The organism is Prevotella melaninogenica (assembly GCF_003609775.1).
Classification (GTDB): Bacteria; Bacteroidota; Bacteroidia; order Bacteroidales; family Bacteroidaceae; genus Prevotella; species Prevotella melaninogenica_A.
This window is the reverse complement of record NZ_AP018049.1, coordinates 1,157,917-1,180,192: the sequence shown is the minus strand read 5'-3', so window position 1 is coordinate 1,180,192 and position 22,276 is coordinate 1,157,917. Positions and strand designations below refer to the sequence as shown.

The 22,276-nt window shown below is 40.4% G+C and carries 15 protein-coding genes; 6 read left to right on the top strand and 9 right to left on the bottom strand.

Annotated elements, in window-relative coordinates; all coding sequences use genetic code 11:
- Positions 1 to 4: 4 nt before the first annotated feature.
- The 4 genes from PMEL_RS04840 to PMEL_RS04825 all read right to left on the bottom strand — a co-directional run bounded on the left by PMEL_RS04840 (position 5) and on the right by PMEL_RS04825 (position 3,398).
- Positions 5 to 1,354 (bottom strand): dihydroorotase, encoded by a 1,350-nt coding sequence (locus tag PMEL_RS04840; protein WP_120174218.1) that lies wholly within the window; start codon positions 1,352 to 1,354, stop codon positions 5 to 7.
- A gap of 324 nt (positions 1,355 to 1,678) precedes the next feature.
- Positions 1,679 to 2,527, bottom strand: a complete 849-nt coding sequence (locus PMEL_RS04835; protein ID WP_120174217.1) for a DUF4369 domain-containing protein — start codon at positions 2,525 to 2,527, stop codon at positions 1,679 to 1,681.
- Between the two features lie 108 nt (positions 2,528 to 2,635).
- Positions 2,636 to 3,070, bottom strand: a complete 435-nt coding sequence (locus tag PMEL_RS04830) for a hypothetical protein (RefSeq protein WP_172586748.1) — start codon at positions 3,068 to 3,070, stop codon at positions 2,636 to 2,638.
- A complete protein-coding gene (locus PMEL_RS04825; protein ID WP_120174637.1) occupies positions 3,054 to 3,398 on the bottom strand; it encodes an FtsB family cell division protein in 345 nt (114 codons plus the stop codon). The genes PMEL_RS04830 and PMEL_RS04825 overlap by 17 nt, the downstream gene beginning before the upstream one ends.
- A 155-nt stretch (positions 3,399 to 3,553) precedes the next feature.
- Here PMEL_RS04825 and PMEL_RS04820 point away from each other — a divergent pair, with 155 nt between their 5' ends.
- From PMEL_RS04820 to PMEL_RS04800, 5 genes are all read left to right on the top strand, one after another.
- Positions 3,554 to 5,365: a DNA polymerase III subunit gamma/tau gene (locus PMEL_RS04820; protein WP_120174215.1), complete on the top strand. Its 1,812-nt coding sequence runs from the start codon at positions 3,554 to 3,556 to the stop codon at positions 5,363 to 5,365.
- Between the two features lie 348 nt (positions 5,366 to 5,713).
- Positions 5,714 to 8,560 (top strand): putative LPS assembly protein LptD, encoded by a 2,847-nt coding sequence (locus PMEL_RS04815; RefSeq protein ID WP_120174214.1) that lies wholly within the window; start codon positions 5,714 to 5,716, stop codon positions 8,558 to 8,560.
- A 90-nt stretch (positions 8,561 to 8,650) separates the two neighbouring features.
- Positions 8,651 to 9,826 carry a trans-sulfuration enzyme family protein gene (locus PMEL_RS04810; protein WP_120174636.1) on the top strand — a complete coding sequence of 392 codons (1,176 nt, stop codon included), beginning with the start codon at positions 8,651 to 8,653 and terminating at the stop codon, positions 9,824 to 9,826.
- On the top strand, positions 9,823 to 11,004 hold the full coding sequence (locus PMEL_RS04805) for a MalY/PatB family protein (RefSeq protein ID WP_120174213.1): 1,182 nt from the start codon (positions 9,823 to 9,825) through the stop codon (positions 11,002 to 11,004). The genes PMEL_RS04810 and PMEL_RS04805 overlap by 4 nt, the downstream gene beginning before the upstream one ends.
- Positions 11,005 to 11,016: 12 nt before the next feature.
- Positions 11,017 to 11,532 carry a nitroreductase gene (locus tag PMEL_RS04800; protein ID WP_120174212.1) on the top strand — a complete coding sequence of 172 codons (516 nt, stop codon included), beginning with the start codon at positions 11,017 to 11,019 and terminating at the stop codon, positions 11,530 to 11,532.
- Between the two features lie 409 nt (positions 11,533 to 11,941).
- Here the strand turns inward: PMEL_RS04800 and PMEL_RS04795 are convergent, their stop codons facing one another.
- The 3 genes from PMEL_RS04795 to PMEL_RS04785 form a co-directional block, all read right to left on the bottom strand.
- Positions 11,942 to 12,763, bottom strand: coding sequence for a zinc ribbon domain-containing protein (locus PMEL_RS04795; RefSeq protein ID WP_120174211.1), 822 nt, complete (start codon positions 12,761 to 12,763; stop codon positions 11,942 to 11,944).
- 205 nt (positions 12,764 to 12,968) lie between these two features.
- Complete coding sequence (locus tag PMEL_RS04790; protein WP_120174210.1) at positions 12,969 to 13,784, bottom strand: Nif3-like dinuclear metal center hexameric protein; 816 nt, start codon at positions 13,782 to 13,784, stop codon at positions 12,969 to 12,971.
- An 86-nt stretch (positions 13,785 to 13,870) separates the two neighbouring features.
- Entirely contained in the window at positions 13,871 to 14,779 is a 909-nt protein-coding gene (locus PMEL_RS04785) for a hypothetical protein (RefSeq protein WP_231999363.1), read from the bottom strand.
- A 354-nt stretch (positions 14,780 to 15,133) separates the two neighbouring features.
- Here PMEL_RS04785 and PMEL_RS04780 point away from each other — a divergent pair, with 354 nt between their 5' ends.
- Complete coding sequence (locus PMEL_RS04780; RefSeq protein ID WP_120174208.1) at positions 15,134 to 17,848, top strand: AAA domain-containing protein; 2,715 nt, start codon at positions 15,134 to 15,136, stop codon at positions 17,846 to 17,848.
- A gap of 439 nt (positions 17,849 to 18,287) precedes the next feature.
- On the opposite strand, the gene PMEL_RS04775 is transcribed toward PMEL_RS04780, so the two are convergent.
- Positions 18,288 to 20,558 carry a cation:proton antiporter gene (locus PMEL_RS04775; RefSeq protein ID WP_120174207.1) on the bottom strand — a complete coding sequence of 757 codons (2,271 nt, stop codon included), beginning with the start codon at positions 20,556 to 20,558 and terminating at the stop codon, positions 18,288 to 18,290.
- A 216-nt stretch (positions 20,559 to 20,774) separates the two neighbouring features.
- Positions 20,775 to 21,998 carry a peptidase T gene (gene pepT, locus PMEL_RS04770; RefSeq protein ID WP_120174206.1) on the bottom strand — a complete coding sequence of 408 codons (1,224 nt, stop codon included), beginning with the start codon at positions 21,996 to 21,998 and terminating at the stop codon, positions 20,775 to 20,777.
- Positions 21,999 to 22,276 lie beyond the last annotated feature (278 nt).

The following is a 22,276-nucleotide window of genomic DNA, read 5'->3' as shown; positions in this document are numbered from 1 at the left end:
TAAATTATCCTTTATTTCGGAAAGTTATCCTTTCACCACGTGCGGTGTTGTCAAACTCTCCATTGTTTAATAAGTGATGCCCATTACAGAAGGTATGTAACACACGCCATTGATAGGTGTACCCCATCATAGGACTCCACTTACATTTACTTTGAATACAATCTTCGTTCACTGTCCAAGGTTGGTTAGGTGCAACGATAGCTATGTCAGCTTTATACCCTTTACGTAAGAAACCTCGTTGGTCAATGCAGAATAGACGTGCTGGTGCGTGTGACATCAGCTCTACCATTTGCTCGATTGTAAGTACTCCTTCGTCAACCAATTCAAGCATTGTAACAAGTGAGAACTGAATCATCGGCATACCTGATGCTGCCTTAGAGCAGCCACCTTGCTTCTGTGACAATAGATGTGGAGCATGGTCGGTGCCAATCACTGAAATACGTCCATCTGTGAGTGCCTTGCGAATTGCAGTTCGGTCAGTATTGGTCTTGACAGAAGGATTACACTTTATAAGCGCTTTCTTCGTAAGGTAGTCTTCGTTGGAGAAAGTAATGTGTGCAATAACAGCCTCTAAAGTAATTCTTCCTTCATCTTCAGGTTGATTAGCCAACGAAAGTTCCTTCTCAGTAGAGATATGTGCTATGTGAAGTTGTGTTTTGTATTTTCGTGCTAATTCTACAGCTAACTGAGAGGAAACCCAGCATGCCTCAGCACTGCGTATCTGCCAATGATGTGTTATATCGGGGTCGTCACCAAATTGTTCTTTGGCCACTTTCATGTTATCGTTGATAATACCAGAATCCTCACAATGTGTCATCACTGGTAGGTTTAATTCAGCGGCAGTACGGAAGGTCTGTTCTAATGCTTCACGTCTATCTACAAGCATATTACCTGTTGAGGCTCCCATGAAGAGTTTTATTCCAGGAATAGTGTGGATGTCGAGTTGAGAGAATAGTTTATAATTGGCATTTGTTGCACCAATGAAGAAGCTATAGTTAACATAACTCGATTGTTTTGCGCGTTCCCACTTGTCTTGTAAAGCCTCTAACATAGTCGTTTGTGGGTTCGTGTTTGGCATCTCAAAGTAAGAGGTGATGCCGCCGTATGCCGCCGCACGACTCTCACTTTCAATGTCAGCCTTTTCCGTTAAACCCGGCTCACGAAAGTGAACATGGTCATCAATAACACCCGGTAATACAAAGCACCCCGTGGCGTTGACGATTTCGTCAAATTCTCCACGGGGCGTTTCGTTATTTTCTATAATCTCTATGATACAATCGTCCTCTATGATGAGCGAACCAATAAAGCTTCGCCCTTCATTGACGATAGTTCCACCTTGAATGAGTTTCCTCATATATTATATTCTTTATTGTTAGAGGTTGTTTGTTGATTCTTCCGAAATATGGAGTGATAAAATCTACTAAAGTAAGATGGGGGTATTACGAATAGTAGTTTTATTTTTATTTGCTGTCATTTTAACATATTGTTTCAATGTTCTGTCAACCAATTAGTTAAATTACTAAATTGAGTGATAGGAGTGACAGCAACTTTCGTTTTGAATAGATAGTTCGTTAATGGTAAACTCTTTATCCAAACCTCAAAACCCTCCTATAAAATCTTATCATGCAACAGTTCCGTCAGCGTAGCGCATAGAACTAATAGTAGTAGGCCTGCCTCTTTACTCTGGGATAGAGTCTCCTGCCATCTGTGCAGGAGTAGGAGGTGCTACAGCTGAGTTATGAGTAGTTCCTGCAGCATCAGCAATTCCAGCTGGGTCAACCATTCCATTCATTTCCTTTTGTGCTTGTTGGAAGTCTGCATAGAATGCTTTAATCTGAGGATTCTGCTTAAAGGTGTCTGTAGCCTTGGTCATAATGTACTCAATCCATGATGGCAACTGATTAATAGCATTGGTATACATATAATCATTCATCCATATAGGATAAGCATTAGGTGTTGTCTCGTAGCTGATACGTGTAAGGAAACACCATGGGCCAAGGATATTGTTGAAGTTCTCTGTTATGAACTTAGTAAAGAGTTTATCGCTCTTGTCATATACGCTCAATGCCTTCTTGATAAGTTGAGCATTTACAGTTTCTTCATCGTGACCATTCATAATGGCAGCACTTTCCTCATGATCTATTTCTGCATATTGATTACGGAGCTGTATAAACTTTGTCCAGAAATCATTTAGCTTGTCATTCAGTGGTGTTCCACTAACACGCTGCTGTGTATTATCCAGTTTAACGGTAATATCTCCCTTCTCAATAACAACAGGGAATTGCAAGTTGATGTCATCCATGAAAATCTGCGCAATCTTAGTAGAGTCAACAGTTCCATGGAATGCAAACTGACCATGAACCACATCACATGAATCTAAGTCAATCAAAGAGTCTGCCTGGTCTGTTTTCAGGTACAACTTTCTTCCATCTAAACTTGACACGTTAGATGTTCCCTGTATATTGAATGAATTGGCACATGACGTAAACACGATAAGTGTTAGAAGTGCGTAAAGAATTTTATTCATAGATCATTAAACTGGTTCTGTTTCTTCTAAGACAAAATTACATTCTATAATTGAAGTCGAGAAACTTTTTTATTCAAATTAAAACTATCTCTAAGCTTTTAGCTTTTTTTAGGTACTTGGGCTTTCTGTTTCCTTTTTTAGTTCGTAGCTGATACGATGGGTTGTGTACATTTCTACGATAGCAGAAATAAGTAGGAGTATAACCCAGTTGTGATGGAAAATACTTACATAACTGCTATAACCATCTAATGAGCCTGCAAACACAGGGCGAAGGAAATGGTAAGAGTCTTCTACCATAAAGAATCCTGCAAGAATAAAACCCCAGCCAGCCAGTGACATAATCTTGCGTAAGCGGCGAATAGAAAGAGATGTTCCAAGGTAACGCTGACGTGACTGCATAAGTGCAAAAGCAATAGCACCAGCAAGCATAAGCCAGCAAGCGATTGGCTGAATCAATAGGAAAGCGTACAAGCCTGCACCTGCAACCATTATGATTCCTCCCAAAAGGTAAATAATTGATTCGAGTTTATTCAGCTGTCTCATTTTTGGCTGTGTTTTCAGTTTGATGCTCATCATCGCTTAACACGAAGATGTCTTCATTATCAGCTTTCATAAAGTAACGTTCCCGAGCTACACGTGCAATAGCCTTAGGGTTCGTTTTAAGTTCCTTGAGCTCTTGCATGTCATGCTGGTATTGGTTATCATACTTTTGGATTTCAGTTTTTAGGTCTTCAATCTGATAAGCATACTCTATGCGTTTCATAAAACTGTTCTCATCCAGTACGCCTACGATGAGTACGCCCAAGATGATGACGATATGAAACTTAAATCGACTGAAAAACTTATAAATATGTCCAGTTATTTTACTCACTTCTTTACATTCTTTTTTGCAAAAGTAAGGAAAAGATTGCATATTGGCGCATGAAACATATATATTTTCAGCAAATTAACAATTTAATTTTCCCTACCATCCTCCTCTTTTCTTAACTTTTATTACCTTTGCATATACAATTAGATTTTAGAATTATGGATGAATATATTGTTTCGGCGCGAAAGTACCGTCCGTTGTCCTTTGACTCGGTTGTTGGACAGCAGGCGTTGACTACTACGCTGAAGAATGCTGTGAAGAGTGGAAAGCTGGCTCATGCTTACCTTTTCTGTGGTCCACGAGGTGTAGGTAAGACTACTTGTGCTCGTATCTTTGCGAAGGCTATAAACTGCGAACATCCAACGGCTGATAGCGAGGCTTGTAATGAGTGTGAGAGCTGTAAGGCGTTTAACGAAGGACGAAGCTATAATATCTTCGAGTTGGATGCTGCCAGCAATAACTCTGTTGAGAACATCAAGTCATTGATGGATCAGACACGTATCCCACCACAGGTAGGACGTTATAAGGTCTTTATCATCGATGAGGTTCACATGCTCTCTACGGCAGCCTTCAATGCTTTTCTTAAGACTTTGGAGGAACCACCTGCACACGTTATCTTCATCCTTGCAACAACAGATAAACACAAGATTCTCCCAACGATTCTATCTCGCTGTCAGATTTACGACTTTGAGCGTATGACCGTTCCTAATATCATCGACCATCTTAAGCGTGTTGCTGAAAAGGAAAACATACAGTATGATGAAGAGGCTCTGAATGTGATTGCAGAGAAAGCGGATGGCGGAATGCGCGATGCACTCTCAATATTTGATCAGGTAGCAAGTTTCTCACAGGGAAACATCACTTATCAGAAGGTGATAGAGGACTTGAATGTACTCGATGCAGAGAATTATTTTAATATCATCGACCTTGCTTTAGAGAATAAAGTGAGTGAGATTATGGTTCTCTTGAATAGCGTTATCAACAAAGGGTTCGATGACGGACACCTTGTGAACGGTTTGGCATCTCATGTTCGTAACGTGTTGATGGCAAAGGATGCACAGACACTTCCACTGCTTGAAGTAAGCGAACAACTGCGTAATCGTTATCAGTTGCAGGCGCAGAAGTGCCCAGTCAACTTCCTTTATACTGCATTGCAGATTATGAATCGTTGTGATGTAGAATATCGTCAGAGTTCTAATAAACGTTTGTTGGTGGAACTGACGCTCATCCAAGTGGCGCAGATTACGCAGAAGGATGATGATGTGCCTGCCTCGGGGCGCAGCCCTAAACGATTAAAATCCCTGTTCAAGAATCTTATTCTGAAGGCTCAACAGAAACCGACTCCGCAGGTGGTTGGGAGCCTGAAACGTGATGATGACACTGTTCGTAGTTCTAACGTTGCCGAAACAGTGTCTGTTGAGGTTGTGTCTTCACCAGAAAAGTCTGTTGCAGAAACTTCTGGTGTACGCCTTAAAATGAATGTATCTTCTGGTATTCCGAAATCTGTTAATCTTGGTTCGTTGACGATGTCATTTGACAATCTGCTTAAAACCAATAAGAAAAATAAGCAGGAAGAGGAAGTTGAGGTGACCAATAAGGATGAGAGCGAAGGTTTTACACAGCAAGATCTTGTTGTGAGTTGGCGTGCTATGTGTTCACGAATGCCAGAGAAGATGCAAGCTTTGGCTCAGCGCATGAAGAATATTACGCCAACTATCACAGAATACCCCACAATCTTAGTGCTTGCTGGTAACAATATTCAGCTCAACGAAATGTTAGCTATCAAGTCGCGTATTCGTGCAACTTTGGCAAAGGAATTGCGCAATGGACAGATAGAAGTAGAAATTCGTCTTGCCAAGCATGAGGAAATCAAGCCGATGCTTACCCCTCGTGAGTCTTTCGATAAACTGTTGAAAACGAATCGTCCAGTAAAGAAGCTTGTTGATACGTTGGGCTTGTGTTTGGATTAAGAAATCCTCTTTCTTCGCTGAAATAAGAAGCGTTCTTAATGGGCTTCACAGCTTTTAGTTGTTGTGTTGATGCTTAGCACGATTGGTGTTGATGCTTAGCACGATTGGTGCTGATGGCAAATACTAATTCCTTGTAGGGTTAAAAACGTTATATTTCCAAAGGTATTGTGGGATTATCGTTATTGATGACATACGGAAGATGTGAGTGTACTATTCAAGTTTTAACGGACAGCAAATTTAGAAATAGATATTTTCAGTATCGCATACGTACATTATTATAAAAGTTAAAATAGCGTAATGGTGTTTATGTTCGGCATTAATTCAGTAATTTTGTACGTTATTTAGGCAATGAGAAATAAGAGCATTATATTCCTATTATCCTTTGTTGTTGTCTTTGCAATGGCAAGTGTCAATATGCCTGTGCCTCAAGGTAAGAAAACCAAGAAGGCAAAGGCAAGCACGGTTGTTGTTGATACTTTACTGAAAGGACAAACTCCAAAGGATAGTAAGGCGGTCGATAAGAATATTCCAGATACCACGAAGATGGATTCTCTTCAGTTGGCTATCTATCATCATAATAAAGCAATAGACGATTCTATTCGTGCTGATAGCATGATGCGTGCACGTTCGAATGGAATTGATGCACCTGTTAAGTATTCTGCAGAGGACTCTCTCGTTTATGATGCAGAGTCGGGTACAGCGTATTTGTATGGTAACTCGAAGGTTGATTATGAGAATATGAAGCTTACGAGTGACAAGGTACACATGAATCTTGATAAAAGTACTGTGCGTGCAACGGGTACGGTGGATTCTACAGCAGAAGGTGGTATCAAGGGAAAGCCTGTCTTTACAATGGGTAAAGATGAGTATAAGAGTGATACAATGGCTTTCAACTTTAAGTCAAAGAAAGGCTTGATTAAGGGTATTTATACCGAACAGCAAGATGGTTTCTTGAGTGGAGAAGTTGGGAAACGTGATTCTTCGGGCTCTGTTTACTTGCAGCATGGCCGTTACACTACTTGTGATAAACCTCATCCAGACTTTTACATTGCTCTTTCTCGTGCAAAGGTTCGTCCGGGTAAGGATGTTGTCTTTGGTCCAGCTTATCTTGTTGTGGCTGATGTTCCTTTGCCATTGGCTATTCCATACGGCTTCTTCCCTTTCTCAAAGAAGTATTCAAGTGGTTTTATTATGCCAAGTTATGGTGATGAAAGCGATCGTGGTTTTTATCTTCGTGATGGTGGTTACTACTTTGCTATTAGTGATAAGTGGGACTTAAAACTCTTAGGAGAAATCTATACCAAGGGTTCTTGGGGTGTGTCTGCTGCCAGCAACTACCGCAAGCGTTATAGATATTCGGGCTCATTCCTCTTTAGCTATCAGGATTCAAAGACGGGTGACAAGGGATTGCCAGACTTTGCTGAACAGGAGAGTTTCAAGATTCAGTGGAATCATCGCCAAGATCCGAAGGCGAATCCATATAGTTCGCTATCAGCAAGTGTGAACTTTGCAACATCAAGCTATGAGCGTAACAACCTCAATAGTATGTATAATCCGCAGACACTCACACAGTCTACGAGAACTTCTTCTGTAAGTTGGAGCACTGGTTTTTCAAGTATTGGACTCTCTTTGAGTGCAACAACTAACCTTTCACAGAACATGCGTGATTCTTCTATTCAGATAACATTGCCAGACTTGAACATTAGTTTGAGCCGTTTCTATCCTTTCAAGCGCAAGCATCTTGTAGGTAAGGAACGTTGGTATGAGAAGATTTCTATGAGCTATACGGGTCAGTTGGCTAATTCTATATCAACGAAGGAAGACAAGCTCTTACACTCTAATCTGATCAAAGACTGGAAGAATGCTTTCCAACATACAATTCCTGTACAGGCAAACTTCACCTTGTTTAATTATATCAATGTGACACCTTCTTTCAACTTTACGGATCGTATGTATTCTAAGAAGGTGACACGTGGATGGGATAATACCCTTCAGAAAGAAGTAGTAAGAGATACTACCTATGGCTTCCATAATGTTTACAACTGGAGTATGAATGTTGGTGCCAGCACTAAGTTGTATGGTTTCTGGACACCTAATAGAAAATTGTTTGGTGATAAAATTCAGGCTATCCGTCATGTCATCACTCCTCAGGTTTCTTTCTCATATTCACCAAACTTCGGTGCACGTCGTTATGGCTACTATGATAGCTATCAGTACACAGATGCAAGCGGTAACGTGAAACTTGTTGAGTACTCTCCTTATCAGGACGAACTTTATAGTGTGCCGGGTAAGTACAAGACAGAGATGATTAGTTGGGATGTTAGCAATAACATCGAAATGAAGATTAAGAGTGATAAGGATACGACTGGTTATAAGAAGATAAGTATCATTGATGAGTTAGGAGCAAGTATGTCTTACAATGCGGCTGCTGACTATCATCGTTGGAGTGACCTTAGTATGCGCTTACGTTTGAAGTGGTGGAAGAATTATACCTTCTCAATGAATGCACAGTTTGCTACCTATGCTTACGAACTTGATGCTAATGGTAAGCCTTATGTAGGTAATCATACAGAATGGGGATATGGTCGTTTACCTCGTTTCCAAGGTATGTCGCAGAACTTCTCATTCACTTTGAATCCAGAGAAGTTGAAGAAGTGGTTCGGACGTAAGGATGACAAAGATGATGATAAGGTGTCAGTAGATAGCGATGGTCCAGATACTAACATTGAGTCGAATATGGACGATGATCTTGAAAAGGGAAAATATGCTGCTAAGAAGAAGCGTGGTAATATTGCTGAGACGGATGATGATGGTTATATGAGCTTCAATATGCCTTGGTCATTGACAATCGGTTATGGTATTACGATGCGTGAGAATACAGCGGGTAAGTTCAATACTAAAACGATGCGTTATCCTTATAAGTTTACGCAGACGTTGAACTTCTCTGGTAATATTCGTATCAGTGATGGCTGGAACATTAACTTCTCAAGTGGTTATGACTTTGAAAACCATGCGATGAGTATGACAACAGCCAGTTTGTCACGTGACCTCCACTGTTTTAATATGAGTGCCTCTGTAGTTTTAGCACCATATACCTCTTACAACTTCACCTTCCGTTGTAATGCAGCAACGCTGACGGATGCGTTGAAATATGATAAGCGAAGCGGTATTACTAATGCGGTACAGTGGTATTAATAAGATTAAATACAACTTATAAGACGGACGGTTTTCCCGTCCGTCCTTGATTTATAAATGCTTTTAAAACAACACAAACGTTTGAAAGATATGAAGAAACAGACACAGGCTATTCATCAGCCTTACAAGCGTAGAGATGCATACGATGCGTTAAGTATGCCAGTATATAATGCTGTTGCCTTTGAATTTGACAATGCGAAAGTGATGGCTGATGCCTTTTGTGGGCGTATTGATGCTCCTGATTATTCACGTGTGGAGAACCCAACAGTGACGAATCTCGAACAGCGTGTTAAGGCTTTGACGGGTGCCGAGAATGTTATTGCCCTCAACTCGGGTATGGCTGCTATCAGCAATACGTTGCTTTCTGTTGTTGAACAGGGTAAGAACGTTATCACATCACGTCATCTCTTTGGTAATACCTATTCTTTGCTTACATCAACACTGAGCAGATTGGGTGTGGATGCAAGACTTTGTGACCTTACAGATGTTGAGGCTGTGGAACGATTGATAGATGATAATACGTGTTGTCTGTTCCTTGAAGTAATGTCAAATCCTCAACTTGAGGTGGTTGATGTGCGTGCTTTGGCTGAAATAGCCCATCGACATGGCATCCCTGTTATTGCTGATACAACGCTTATCCCATTCACACAGTTCTCTGCAAAGGACTTAGGAATTGACTTGGAGGTCGTTTCAAGTACGAAGTATATCAGTGGTGGTGCTACCTCTTTGGGTGGTCTTGTTATTGATTATGGTACTTATCCTTCTATTGGTAAGCGACTCTTGAATGAGATGCTCTTTAATCTTGGGGCTTATATGACGCCACAGGTAGCCTATATGCAGACTTTGGGTTTAGAAACTTTGGACGTTCGCTATCGTGCGCAAGCTGGCAATGCTTTGGAGTTGGCTCAAAGACTGCGTACGCTTAAGCCTATTTGTAAGGTGAATTATGTGGGTTTGGAGGATAATCCTTACCATCAGTTGGCTGTTAGTCAGTATGGTGAAACTGCTGGAGCGATGGTCACAATAGACTTAGAGAGTCAAGAGGCTTGCTTCAGAATGCTCGATAACTTGAAACTCATTCATCGTGCAACTAACCTCTTTGATAATCGTACCTTGGCTATCCACCCAGCAAGTACTATCTTTGGGCTCTTCACTGCTGAGGAACGTGCAGCAATGGATGTGCAAGACACTACTATACGTCTCAGTATAGGTTTGGAATGTGTTGATGATTTATTTGATGATATAAAGCAAGCTTTGGAAGCATAATGAAGACTTATAATTTTGATGAAATAATTGATCGTTCGGGGAGTGGTGACTTGAAGCATGAGGCACTTCTTCCACGTTGGGGGCGTAATGACCTGCTGCCTCTGTGGGTGGCTGATATGGATTTTGCTTGCCCTGACTTTATTGTGGATGCTCTCAAGGAACGTCTTTCTCATCCAATCTTTGGTTATACAGTCGAGCCAGCAGACTACCGTCCTGCTATCATCGACTGGATACGTGCACATCATAATTGGGAGGTAAAGCCAGAGTGGTTGAGTTTTATTCCTGGTATTGTTAGGGGTATCGGCTTTGTGGTGAATGTATTTACGGAACTTGACGAAAAAGTTATTATACAACCACCTGTCTATCATCCATTCCGTTTGACGCCAGAGGCTAATCATCGTAAGGTAGTCTTCAATCCGCTTCGTCGTCGTGAGGACGGATATTATGACATGAATTTTGATAATCTTGCAGAGGTTTGCGATGATAAATGCTGTGTACTGATACTCTCCAATCCTCATAACCCAGCAGGATTGTGTTGGTCAGAAGATACATTACGTCGCTTGGCAGACTTCTGCTACGAGCATAATATTATCGTTATCAGCGACGAGATACACAGTGATATGGCACTCTTTGGTAATCGTCATATTCCATTTGCCAGTGTGTCAGAGCGTGCAGCACAAATCAGTATTACCTTTGCAGCTCCAACAAAGACCTTCAATATGGCGGGTATCGTTAGTTCGTATGCTATCGTTCCGAACGAAGAACTGCGTAATCGCTTCTATGGTTGGTTGAAGGCTAACGAATTAGATGAGCCTACACTCTTTGCACCAATAGCCACGATAGCCGCTTATCGGAAGGGCGAAGAGTGGCGCAAACAGATGTTGGCGTATGTAGAAGAGAATGTTCGCTTTGTAGAAGACTTCTGTCGTGAGCATATTCCAGGTATTCGTCCACTCCGCCCACAGGCAAGTTTCCTTGTTTGGTTGGATTGTCGTGGATTGGGGTTGAAGCATAAAGAACTATTAAACCTCTTTATTGATAAGGCTCATTTAGCTCTGAACGATGGTAGAATGTTTGGTATTGGTTGCGAAGGATTTATGCGCTTAAATATCGGTACACCACGTTCTATACTTCGTCAGGCGTTGGAACAGTTGGCTGAGGCGGTGAATGAATTATAAAAAAGATTTGTTATGGAAGCATTAGAGGCATTATTAACACGTCGTAGTGTACGTGCTTATGAAGAACGTATGCCAGAACAGGAACTGATTGATAAGGTTATGGAGGCTGGTCTTTACGCTGCAAGCGGAAAGAATATGCAGACTGCTATCATCGTTGAAGTGACCAATAAGGATGTACGCGACCGCTTGTCTGTGATAAATGCTGAGATAATGGGCGTAACAAGTGACCCTTTTTATGGCGCACCTGTCGTTCTTGCAGTATTAGCAGATAAGAGTAGCCCTAATCATGTCTATGATGGTGCGTTGATGATGGGTAACCTTATGAATGCTGCTCATGCCGTTGGTTTAGGAAGTTGTTGGATTAATCGTGCTAAGCAAACTTTTGAGCGTGAAGATGGTAAGCAGATGCTGAAAGAGTGGGGTGTAGAAGGCGATTATGAAGGTATCGGCTTTTGTATTCTTGGTTATGCTGCAAAGGGAGGTAAGACAGCGCCACGCAAGGCGAATCGTGTCTTCTGTGTGAAGTAAGGAACTGGTTTGTCATTGTAGGGTTAGCATATTTGTATAAGTTAATTGGTGGTGACTTACTATATATAATAAGGTAAGGCAGACTTTTCTTTTACGTCATTAACCTATGTGTTAACGCTCCGCACATGTTGTGCTCATGGTAAGCACCATTGGTGTTGATGCTCCGCACATATAGTGTTGACCACTTGAAGCCTTGCTATATGCCGTTAAAGAGTGTGCTATTATTGATTAGTTTCTGTTAGGAAGACGATGTTATTTGTGTTTCTTCGCATAGTATTAACAGAAAGATAATAAAAATTAGCCTCAATACATAAGAATGCTTTATTTGCATTTCAAATGTATTGAGGCTATTCTTTTTATCTTTCAAAGTTGAAAGAGCCTATTCCTCAATGGGAATAAAGGGGGTTAATTACTCTCCCTCCTCTTCCTTCTTCTTGCGAGTAGCTCTACGCTTCTTTGGCTTCTCCTCAGTCTTGTCAACCTTTACACCAGCCAACTCTGGGTCGATAAGAATACGACCACAGTACTCACAAACGATAATCTTCTTGTGCATCTTTACATCCAACTGACGCTGAGGTGGAATCTTATTGAAGCAACCACCACAAGCATCACGCTGTACGTAAACGATACCCAAACCGTTGCGGGCACCACGACGAATGCGCTTAAAGCTACGGAGCAATCCTGGCTCAATCTTAGTCTCAAGCTCTGCAGCCTTCTCTTTGAGCAAACCTTCCTCCTCACGTGTCTCCTGCATAATCTCGTCGAGCTCGTTACGCTTCTCCTCTAAGGCGTGCTGACGATCCTCGAGCAATGCACGGTTGGCTTCCAAGTCCTTGTGCTTCTCCTCAACCTTAATCTGAGCCTCTTTAATCTTCTTATTGCAAAGCTCAATCTCCAGTGTCTGGAACTCGATTTCCTTTGTCAATGTGTCGTACTCACGGTTGTTTGCAACAGAGTCCAACTGCTTGTTGTAACGCTCCAAGCTTGCTTGAGCATCGAGGATATTACCCTTCTTCTGAGTAATAGCACTCTGATAGTCCTTAATGTCCTGCTCAATCTTTTCAATACGAATGTGCAGACCTTCCAACTCGTCTTCCAAGTCACGTACCTCAAGTGGCAACTCACCACGCAAAGCACGCTTCTCGTCGATTCCTGACAGGGTTGTCTGTAACTGGAAAAGGGCTTTCAACTTCTCCTCTACTGGTAACTCTTTTGGATCTTTCTTTGCCATAGTTCTTATATTAATTTAATTCAAAATTCATAATTCAAAATTATTCGAACAAAAGTTCTCATCAATGCGTCATAATTATGATTACTGTTGTTTTAGGAGTTTAGGAGTGAGAGGAGTTAAGACAACACCACAGACTCCATTCGTCCAACTTCTTAACAATTAACTTGTCTAACACGTCAACCTGTCAACTTGTCTAACTCGTCAACTAAAAATACCCGATAGGATTTGTATTTATCTCAGACAAGTAGCACTTTACGTCTGGGCATTCCTTTTCGATAATGTCACGAAGAACCTCAGTAGTGAACTGTTCACTCTGATAATGTCCGATGACACAAATCTGTATCTCTTGCTCATGACCAAAGTATTCGTGATAGCTCATTTCACCTGTCATAAAGGCATCTGCGCCTGCTGCGATAGCATCCTGTAAGAGGAATGAGCCTGAACCACCGCAGAGAGCAATGGTACGAATCTCATGACGAAGTAACTCATTGGTTTGAACGCACTCTACATCAAACTTCTTCTTCAATAACAGAATCAAGTCATCTGCTGCCAAAGGCTCCTCAAACTCACCGATGACACCATCGCCACCTGTTACTGATTCTCCTGTCTGTGGGTTTACCACTTGTTTATTACGACCGAAGAAATGTAGGTTCTTTAGTCCTAATTTCTCAGCTATCTTGTAGTTAACACCACCCACAGCTGAGTCTAAGTTTGTGTGCATAGCAGCAATGACGATATCGTGCTTAATAGCCTTTATCACTATACGCTGCACATAGTTCACGTCTGTTATTTGTGCCAGCTTGCGGAAGATGAGTGGATGGTGTGCAACAATTAAGTTACACCCCTTGTTGATGGCCTCATCAACGACTTTTTCCGTCACGTCAAGACACAATAAAGCCCCTGATACTTCCGCCTCTGTCAATCCAACTTGTAGGCCAGCATTATCATAGCTTTCCTGCAAGGGCAAAGGCGCGAATCGTTCAAGGGCATCAATTACTTCCTTTATTTTCACGCTACGCATAAGTTTTAGGCTGCAAAGATAAGAAAATTATTCTATTTTCACAACCTTTGCAGCCTAATTTATTTTCTTTCTATTTCAAAGTAGATTTACTCTTGGATAATCAGATAGCGCGACACATTCCAAAACTTCTCAGCATCGGTAATGGTGAGTGTTGTTGTTCCGTCCTCGTTCTCCGTGAGTGTATAACTACCTTCTGGGTTCTGAGATAAGAGCTTTGGATTCGATGAGTTTATCGTCAGTGTCGTTAGTTCCTTGCTGTTAGCCTCTGTAAACAAATCTTTTGTTACATTGTTATTATCCACTTTCTTAGAGAAAAGTGATGTCTTCAAAAGACCTTTTTCTTTCAGTGTTTCTTTATTAGCAATGATATAGTAGACTTTGTTTGACTCCTTCTCCTCTTTTGCTCTTTGCTTCTCCTTAGCCTTTAACTGAGCATATTCGCGCTCCAAAGCAGCCATATTGAACCTATAACGCATTGCATCAACACTATTAGCTTGGTTCATAACGATGTATTTAAGTTGGTCTACAGTGACATCCTTGCGACTTGCAACTTGTTCCAACTGAGTTACACGATCTCCTTTCTCCTTCAGCTGTGATGAAAGGAACTCTATCATCTTGTAAAGGTTTTCTACAGTGGGATTAGACTCTGCTGGTGCATCCACTTTCTTAACCTTTTCATTTAGCAGTTTATCAATCTGGTTCTGCTTCTCTCTGAGTAGCGCACCGAGCCCTCTAATCTGCTGTATAATCTTCGACTTCTTATTTGCGTGCTCAGTAGTTTTGCTGAGCATTGCCTCCTGAGAAGAGATGGCATCGAGGTTAGCTGAAATCTCATCTATTGATGCTGTCAGTTGACTTATAGCCTCTGCCTCTCTTGATGGAGGAGTGATATTGATACGTTCTCTGACAGGGGTCGGACGTTTCACATCTTCACAAGATGTGAAGGCTACAACACCTACAAATGCTATCAGAGCTGTTAATTTGTTACGTTTCATCTGTATAATCATCGAATGACAATGCAAAGATACTCTAATTATGTGAGGAAACGTCAGATTAAATATTAAAAATACTAATAAAAGGAGAAACGAGATTTTGTTCCTCATTTTATTTGGCTGTTTTAGAGAAGTGTAGGATTATATAATCTTCTTATTATCTACTTTGTTTTGACGGTTTATCGATAGGTGTTTCCTATTTATAAGTTTTATGTATTTGGTTGTATGTTGCATAAATAAATTCATTTGTCAATACTAAGATTTAATATACTTATAGTATATTTGCACTTGCAAATAGAAAAAGTATAAAACTATTAAAGTATCATAGAATTTATAATATAAAGAACGTTATAGGATATGGATGCCAAGCAATGCATGATTGTGGATTTAGAACGACGCGGTGATAAGCAAATGTTTATTACAGACCAAGTGGATTTTATAAAGAAAGCTGATAATGGGAATTGGATGATTCGATTTTTAAAATCCCCTCGTATATTTCAGTATAATCAAGCACGTGTACTTTATTTTACACATGGAGAGCCTGTTAATCTACATGAAAAAGGACTTTATATTGGTAATAAGCACATAACGAGTGCTGTTGAATTACTAAGATTTTCAAATAAACAATATACTTTCTACTATGTAACATATTCCAATGGATACTCTGAAAATCTTGATGGAAATAATGTTTATGTGACACGTACACCAATTGATATGTGTGGTGGTTCCACATGGGATTATTTACGAAAGCTGGCCGATGAAACAGGTTTGCTTGCTGAAGATGAAGAAAGTATTCTTTCAAAGCAGTATGATCTTATCGACTTGAAAAGAGATAATGTGCCATTGGCTCAATACTTAGGTGATAAAACAAAGTTGGCAACTTATCGTTTGCCTCAATTGGTATATTACCCTTTTGGTTGTAATGCAAGTCAGAAAAAGGCTGTTGAAGCAGCTTTGACACACCAAGCAAGTATTATACAAGGACCTCCGGGAACTGGAAAAACGCAAACTATTCTTAATATCGTATCTAATTTGTTAGTACAGAAGAAGACTATTCTTGTAGTTTCAAATAACAACTCTGCAGTTGAGAATGTTGCAGAAAAGTTAGAAAAAGAAGGGTTAGGATTTCTTGTTGCTCAGTTAGGAAGCGTAAAGAATAAGGAGGCTTTTGTTGAAAGTCAGTCTGAGTGCTATCCTAATATGGAAGAATGGTATTTAGATAATTCTAAGGAAGTCCGGAAAATAGTAAAAGATTCTCTTGCTGCTGTTTCCTTGGGATTCGATGGACAAACAAGATTGGCACAGTTGAAGGCTGAGTATGATGCATTGGTTACAGAGAAGAAATATGACGAAAAGCTAAAAATGGCATCTGGTTTTGACAATGATTGGCTTAGTGAAAAGCATTCTTCTAAAATAATGAAACTGCTCAATCTTTGTAAAATAATGCAAGAATATGGAAAATCCCCTTCTTTATTGTTTTGCTTTAAATGGGTGTTTCTGTTAGGTCCTCGTGCTTATTCATTACTTAAAAATAATCTTTTAATTGTAATTGAACAACTGGAAAGTGCTTATTATTTAACCAGAAAGCTTGAGATAGAGCAGGAGGTGGATAGCATTGAACAACAGTTGCTGTCTGTAGACGTTAAGGAAAGTGCAGAAGAACTCGGTAAGTCTTCGCTTAAGATATTGAAGCAGGAAATAGCAAAACAGTATGGGTCTGGTAGAAGGACACTGTTTACAAGGCAAGATATAAAGCCCCGTACAGAAACTTTTTTGAAGGAATATCCTATTGTTCTTAGTACGACTTATTCTGCTAAAAGCTGTATTAGTAAGGATTTTGTCTTTGATTATATGATTATGGACGAAGCTTCGCAAGTAGACATCAAGACTGGAGCTTTGGCATTGTCGTGTGCTACGAATGTTGTGATTGTAGGAGATGATATGCAATTACCTAATGTTGTAAGTTCTGAAGAAGAAAAGGCGCTTAATGCAATCCGGACTACATATAATGTTGATGACAGATATAATGCTGTAACACATAGCTTTTTACGGTCGTGTACAGAAATATTAAAGGATGCACCGACTACGCTTCTACGTGAACATTACCGTTGTCATCCGAAGATAATTCAGTTTTGTAATCAACGCTTTTATGGCGGAGAACTTCTTCCTATGACGATTGACAAAGGCGAAGAAGATGTGTTACAAGTAATTCAGACTGTAAAAGGAAATCATGCGCGTGAACATTTCAATCAACGTGAAATAGATGTTATTGTACAGGAGGTTATGCCGCTATGTGCAGGAAAGGGTTCTGTAGGAATCATAACTCCCTATAGAACACAGGCGGAAGCAATAAATCGTGTGTTAGGTAAAGATATAGCAAGTACTGTACATAAATATCAAGGGCGTGAGTGCGATACAATCATTATGAGTATGGTAGATAATTTGCCTACATCGTTTTCTGATGATAAGAATCTTCTTAATGTTGCTATTTCACGTGCTAAAAGCCAACTTTATATTGTAACTTCTGGTAATGAAATGGCACAAGACACGAATTTAGCGCAGTTAATATCCTATGTCAAGTATAATAATTTTGCAGTGAAAAATAGTAAAATTCACTCGGTATTCGATTTATTATATCAGCAATACACTATGGAGCGATTAGCATATCAGTCTGAACACACTATGGTTTCAGATTATATGTCTGAAAATCTTGTGTATAATCTAATAGTTAAGGTTCTTGAAGAATTAAGCTGGAAGAATCTCGCTGTAGTGTGTCATTATCCGCTGGCTAAAATAATATCTGATTGGTCACTGTTAAGTAATCAGGAACATGATTTTGCTAAAAACTCGCTAACGCATATAGATTTTCTCATTTATAATTCTCTGACAAAGCAACCTCTAATGGCGATAGAGGTGGATGGGTGGCTTTATCATAAGGACAAAGTAGTACAGCAATCAAGAGATAGGCTAAAAGACCAAATTCTTACAAAGTATTCATTAATTCCTTATCGTATTTCAACTACTGATACTATAACAGCAGAAAGTTTAAAGGAGGTTTTTGTATCACTTTAATGCGAGAAGGATGCTGTAAAGAGAAAGATAAAAACACCCTTTTATTTAATTTGTTGTGTCGAAAAAACCTTACAAAAATTAATGCTATTCTGTCTTTAAGAGTTGTAGAAAGGAACTAAAGCCTTGATTTTGTAACCATAAGGAAATTAGTGGTTTATGAGGTTGCGTATAAAAAGATGCTTAATTGACTTTCAAAAGGGCATTAGTAACAATGTAAAAGGGCATTTATTACAAGTCAATTGGGCGTTAATTAAAATGCAATTTGTACTCTTTTGAAAATGAAGACGTGAAAATATATGACAAAGCTGGCAATATCCCTCTCTCTGAGTCAATGATTGATGATTAATGATAAGATGTGGAGAGAAGTGTTTATATACAATTCAGGCTTATTAGTCCATTTACTTAATTGAGTAATAAGGGCTAATAAGCCTGAAAGGGGTTATCCTAATGCGAGGATACGTTCTAAGTCTTTTTCTTCACCTACAACCCATAGAACGTCACCAGCCTGCAGGCAGCGGGAAGGAGTGATGAGTGTGAGGTTTTTCTGGCCTTCATCAACACCCACAACCATACAGTTGTATTCGTCGCGGATACCACTGTCTTTAAGCGTCTTTCCAATGAAAGGACTTGTTTTAGAGATGGTGAAGCTGCGGAGTTTCATCTCATGCTTCTCTATGTTGGTAACCTCTGGCTGTAACTCAGCATTTATTGCCTTAGAAAGTTTTGTAAGCTGTTCATCATTACCAATGGCTTGCAGTTTGTCACCAGGGAAGAGAATTGTGCTACCATTCGGAATATTGATATGCTTGGAGCCACGAAGAATACTACTGATATGCACACCAAAGCGATTTCGGAGCTTCAAACTATACAATGTCTTACCAGCCCAAAGCGAGTCGTCAGGCAGTTCAAGATTGGCGATATGAATATCACGATCAATCAGGTGATTGGCAAATAGTGGCTTCTTCTTTCCTTGTTTTTGTGCCTCGATGTCACGGCTTTGAAGGTTCTGAATAAACAGACGTTCCAGTGTAATACTTCTTTTCTTAAGCCAACGAGAGAGAAGCATCAGTATCAACAAGCCTATAGCAACGGCAATCATCAGCGCATTCTTAAAGCGTGTGAGATAGTTGCATACGTAGAAGATGAAACTGAGTGCAATAAGGACACGTGCAAGGATGGTTGCAGTGAGGGGCAGACGATTTATACGACGGTCTGTCCATAGTGCTTTGAACGCTTCTGAATGATTCTGCTTCATCACGATAGAGCGTAGGAAAGGTGCAATAAAGACGATTGTAAGGAATCCACACACAGCATTACCAATCCAGTGACTGCCAGTCCATTTTATAGATAAGTCCCTACATATAGGAAGGGCAGCAGAGAACATGATAGCGATGACAGCAGCAGAGAGAATACCATAGATAAGAGTATTGAGTATCATCTTCTTCATAAGAACTTTCCAATGGTTATCAGATGAAGCACTCTCTCCAGCACTGTTTGTCTGAATATGAGTAAGACGGCGTACCCATCGTTTTGGCAGATGCTTAACAAGGACGTTATAACAAGGTTCTGCCGCACGAATCATATACGGAGTAAGGAAGGTTGTGATAACTGATACAGCTACAACAACAGGATAGAGGAATTCGCTGATTACACCTAAGGATTTTCCTAATGTCGCAATAATAAAGGCAAATTCGCCAACTTGTGCCATTGAGAATCCACAGCGCATAGCGTTCTTAAGGGTCTGTCCACCGAGAAGATAACCCAAGGTGCCGAACAAAGCTTGTCCAACAAGAATTGTTATGACAAGTAAAAGAATCGGTAAAGCGTATTGAACAATAACGTCAGGCTTTACTAACATACCAACAGAGACGAAGAAGATGGCTCCAAAGAGATTCTTTACCGGATCTACAAGGCGGATAATTTTATCTGCCTCAACAGTCTCTGCTAAGATACTTCCCATAACGAAGGCACCGAAGGCAGCACTAAAGCCTACCTGTGTTGATGTAACGGCCATAAGACAACAGAAGCCTAATGATACGATAAGCAGGGTCTCGTTGTTAAGGATTTTACGAACAGAACGAAGGAAGAGTGGAATGGCAAAGAGCCCAACAACAAACCATAAAACAAGGAAGAAACCAATCTTCATGATGCTACCAATAAGCTGTACGCCGTCAGGACTGTTTCCGCTGGCTACGGTACTGAGCATCACCATCATAACAATGGCAAGGATATCCTCCAAGATAAGTACACTCATCACGGTAGAGGCGAAGCCTTGCTGTGTGAGTCCCATGTCTGAGAAGGCTTTGTATATAATGGTTGTGGAGCTCATCGCGACCATACCTCCGAGGAAGATACAGTCCATTTCTTTCCATCCAAAACTGTGTCCAACAATGATACCTAATGCCATCATACAGAAGATGATGGTACAGGCGGCTATGATGGGGGAGGCTCCCATCTTGAGAATCTTCTTAATGGAGAAGTCTAATCCCAATGAGAACAATAAGAAGATAACACCAATATCTGCCCATGTTTGTATGTCACCTTGGTCGACAACACTCATGGTATAAGGCATGTGAGGTGATACGAGGAAACCTGCCACGATATATCCTAATACCAATGGTTGTTTGAGTTTCTTGAAAAGAAGTGTTACAAATCCTGCTACAACGAGAATAAGAGCAAGGTCTTTGACCAATTCGGGTAGTTCTGACATAAATACTTTATGGAGTTAGAGGAGTTAGTGGGGTAGTTGGAAGTTTAACCAATACCTTTTATGAGTAATTTTGTAGGTGTTGTTTGTGGGAGAGGTGGGCTATAGCTGAAAATCTTATAGTTAAAAGAAAAGGAGTTAAACCAACATAAATATATAATCCATAAAAGTGTTGGTTTAACTCCGGTATGATATCTTTAACTAATTAATCTTCAGTGATTAATCATTAAACTCAGCCGTCAATCGGCAGATGTTAATGATAACCTGCATGGCTTTCTCCATTACCTGAACTGAAACAAATTCGTAAGGACCATGGAAGTTTACGCCACCTGCAAAGATGTTTGGACAAGGAAGACCCTTGAATGAAAGCTGTGCACCATCTGTTCCACCACGGATAGGCTGTACCTTTGGGGCTACATTTGCCTGCTGCATAGCCTGAAGAACTAACTCAATAACGTGCATGTTAGGATCAATCTTCTCCTTCATGTTATAGTACTGGTCGTTCATCTTCAACTCAACAGTTCCTTCGCCATACTTCTCATTCATCTGCTTTACACAATTCTCAATAAAACGCTTGCGGTCTTCGAAATGGTCACGGTCGTGATCACGAATGATATAGCTGAGTTTTGCCTCCTCACAACGGCTTTCAATGCTGGTGAGGTGATAGAATCCTTGGTAGCCTTCAGTCTCTTCAGGAATCTCTGTTGAAGGAATCATGTTGTTGAATTCACAAGCCAAACGGCTGGCGTTGACCATCTTTCCCTTCGCATAACCTGTATGAACGCTTACTCCATGGATAAGAACTTTAGCACCAGCAGCGTTGAAGTTCTCGTATTCAAGCTCACCGAGGTCGCCACCATCAATGGTATAGCCCCATTCACAACCGAACTTCTCTACATCGAAATGATGTGCACCCATACCAATCTCCTCGTCTGGGTTGAAAGCAATGCGGATGTCACCATGTTCAATCTCGTCATGATCGCGGAGGAAGCACATCGCTTGTACAATCTCAGCAATACCTGCCTTGTCGTCGGCACCCAGTAGGGTTGTACCATCAGTTACGATGAGGTCTTCTCCCTTGTGTTCTAAAAGTTCTGGGAACATTCGTGGAGAGCTAACCATGTTAGGGTTCAGTTGTATATCACCGCCATCGTAGTTTTCTACGATACGAGCATTAACATTGGCACCACTTGCGTCAAGTGCTGTGTCATAATGAGAGATGAAACCGATTGTAGGAATCTTCTTCTTTGTGTTGGCAGGAAGAGTGGCATAGATATAGCCCATCTCGTCCATTTCAACATCTTTCAGGCCTTCACGCTCAAGTTCTTCCTTGAGGTATTTCGCAAAGATTAGTTGCTTCGGTGTACTTGGCACTGTCTCTGAATCTTCAGCCGACTGTGTGTCAAACTTGGTGTAGTTGATAAATCTTTCTACTATTTCCATGATGTTACGGATATTTAGTTGTATGTCTTTTTGCTAAATCAGTGCTGCTAATTGCAGCCTGTCATTTGCAAAGATACTATTTAATTTTGATAATGCCTAATGATAGGTCGTCTGCTGTTTCTTTTTAGGATTTCTTATTATGCTGATTTTACTATATATTCTGTTAGTTTAGTTTTAATTCTCTTTGCTGTCATTTTAACAGTTGGAGAGAACTTGTTGTAAACTAATTAGTTAAACAATCATTATGCCTGACAGAAGTGACAGTAACTCTTGTTTTA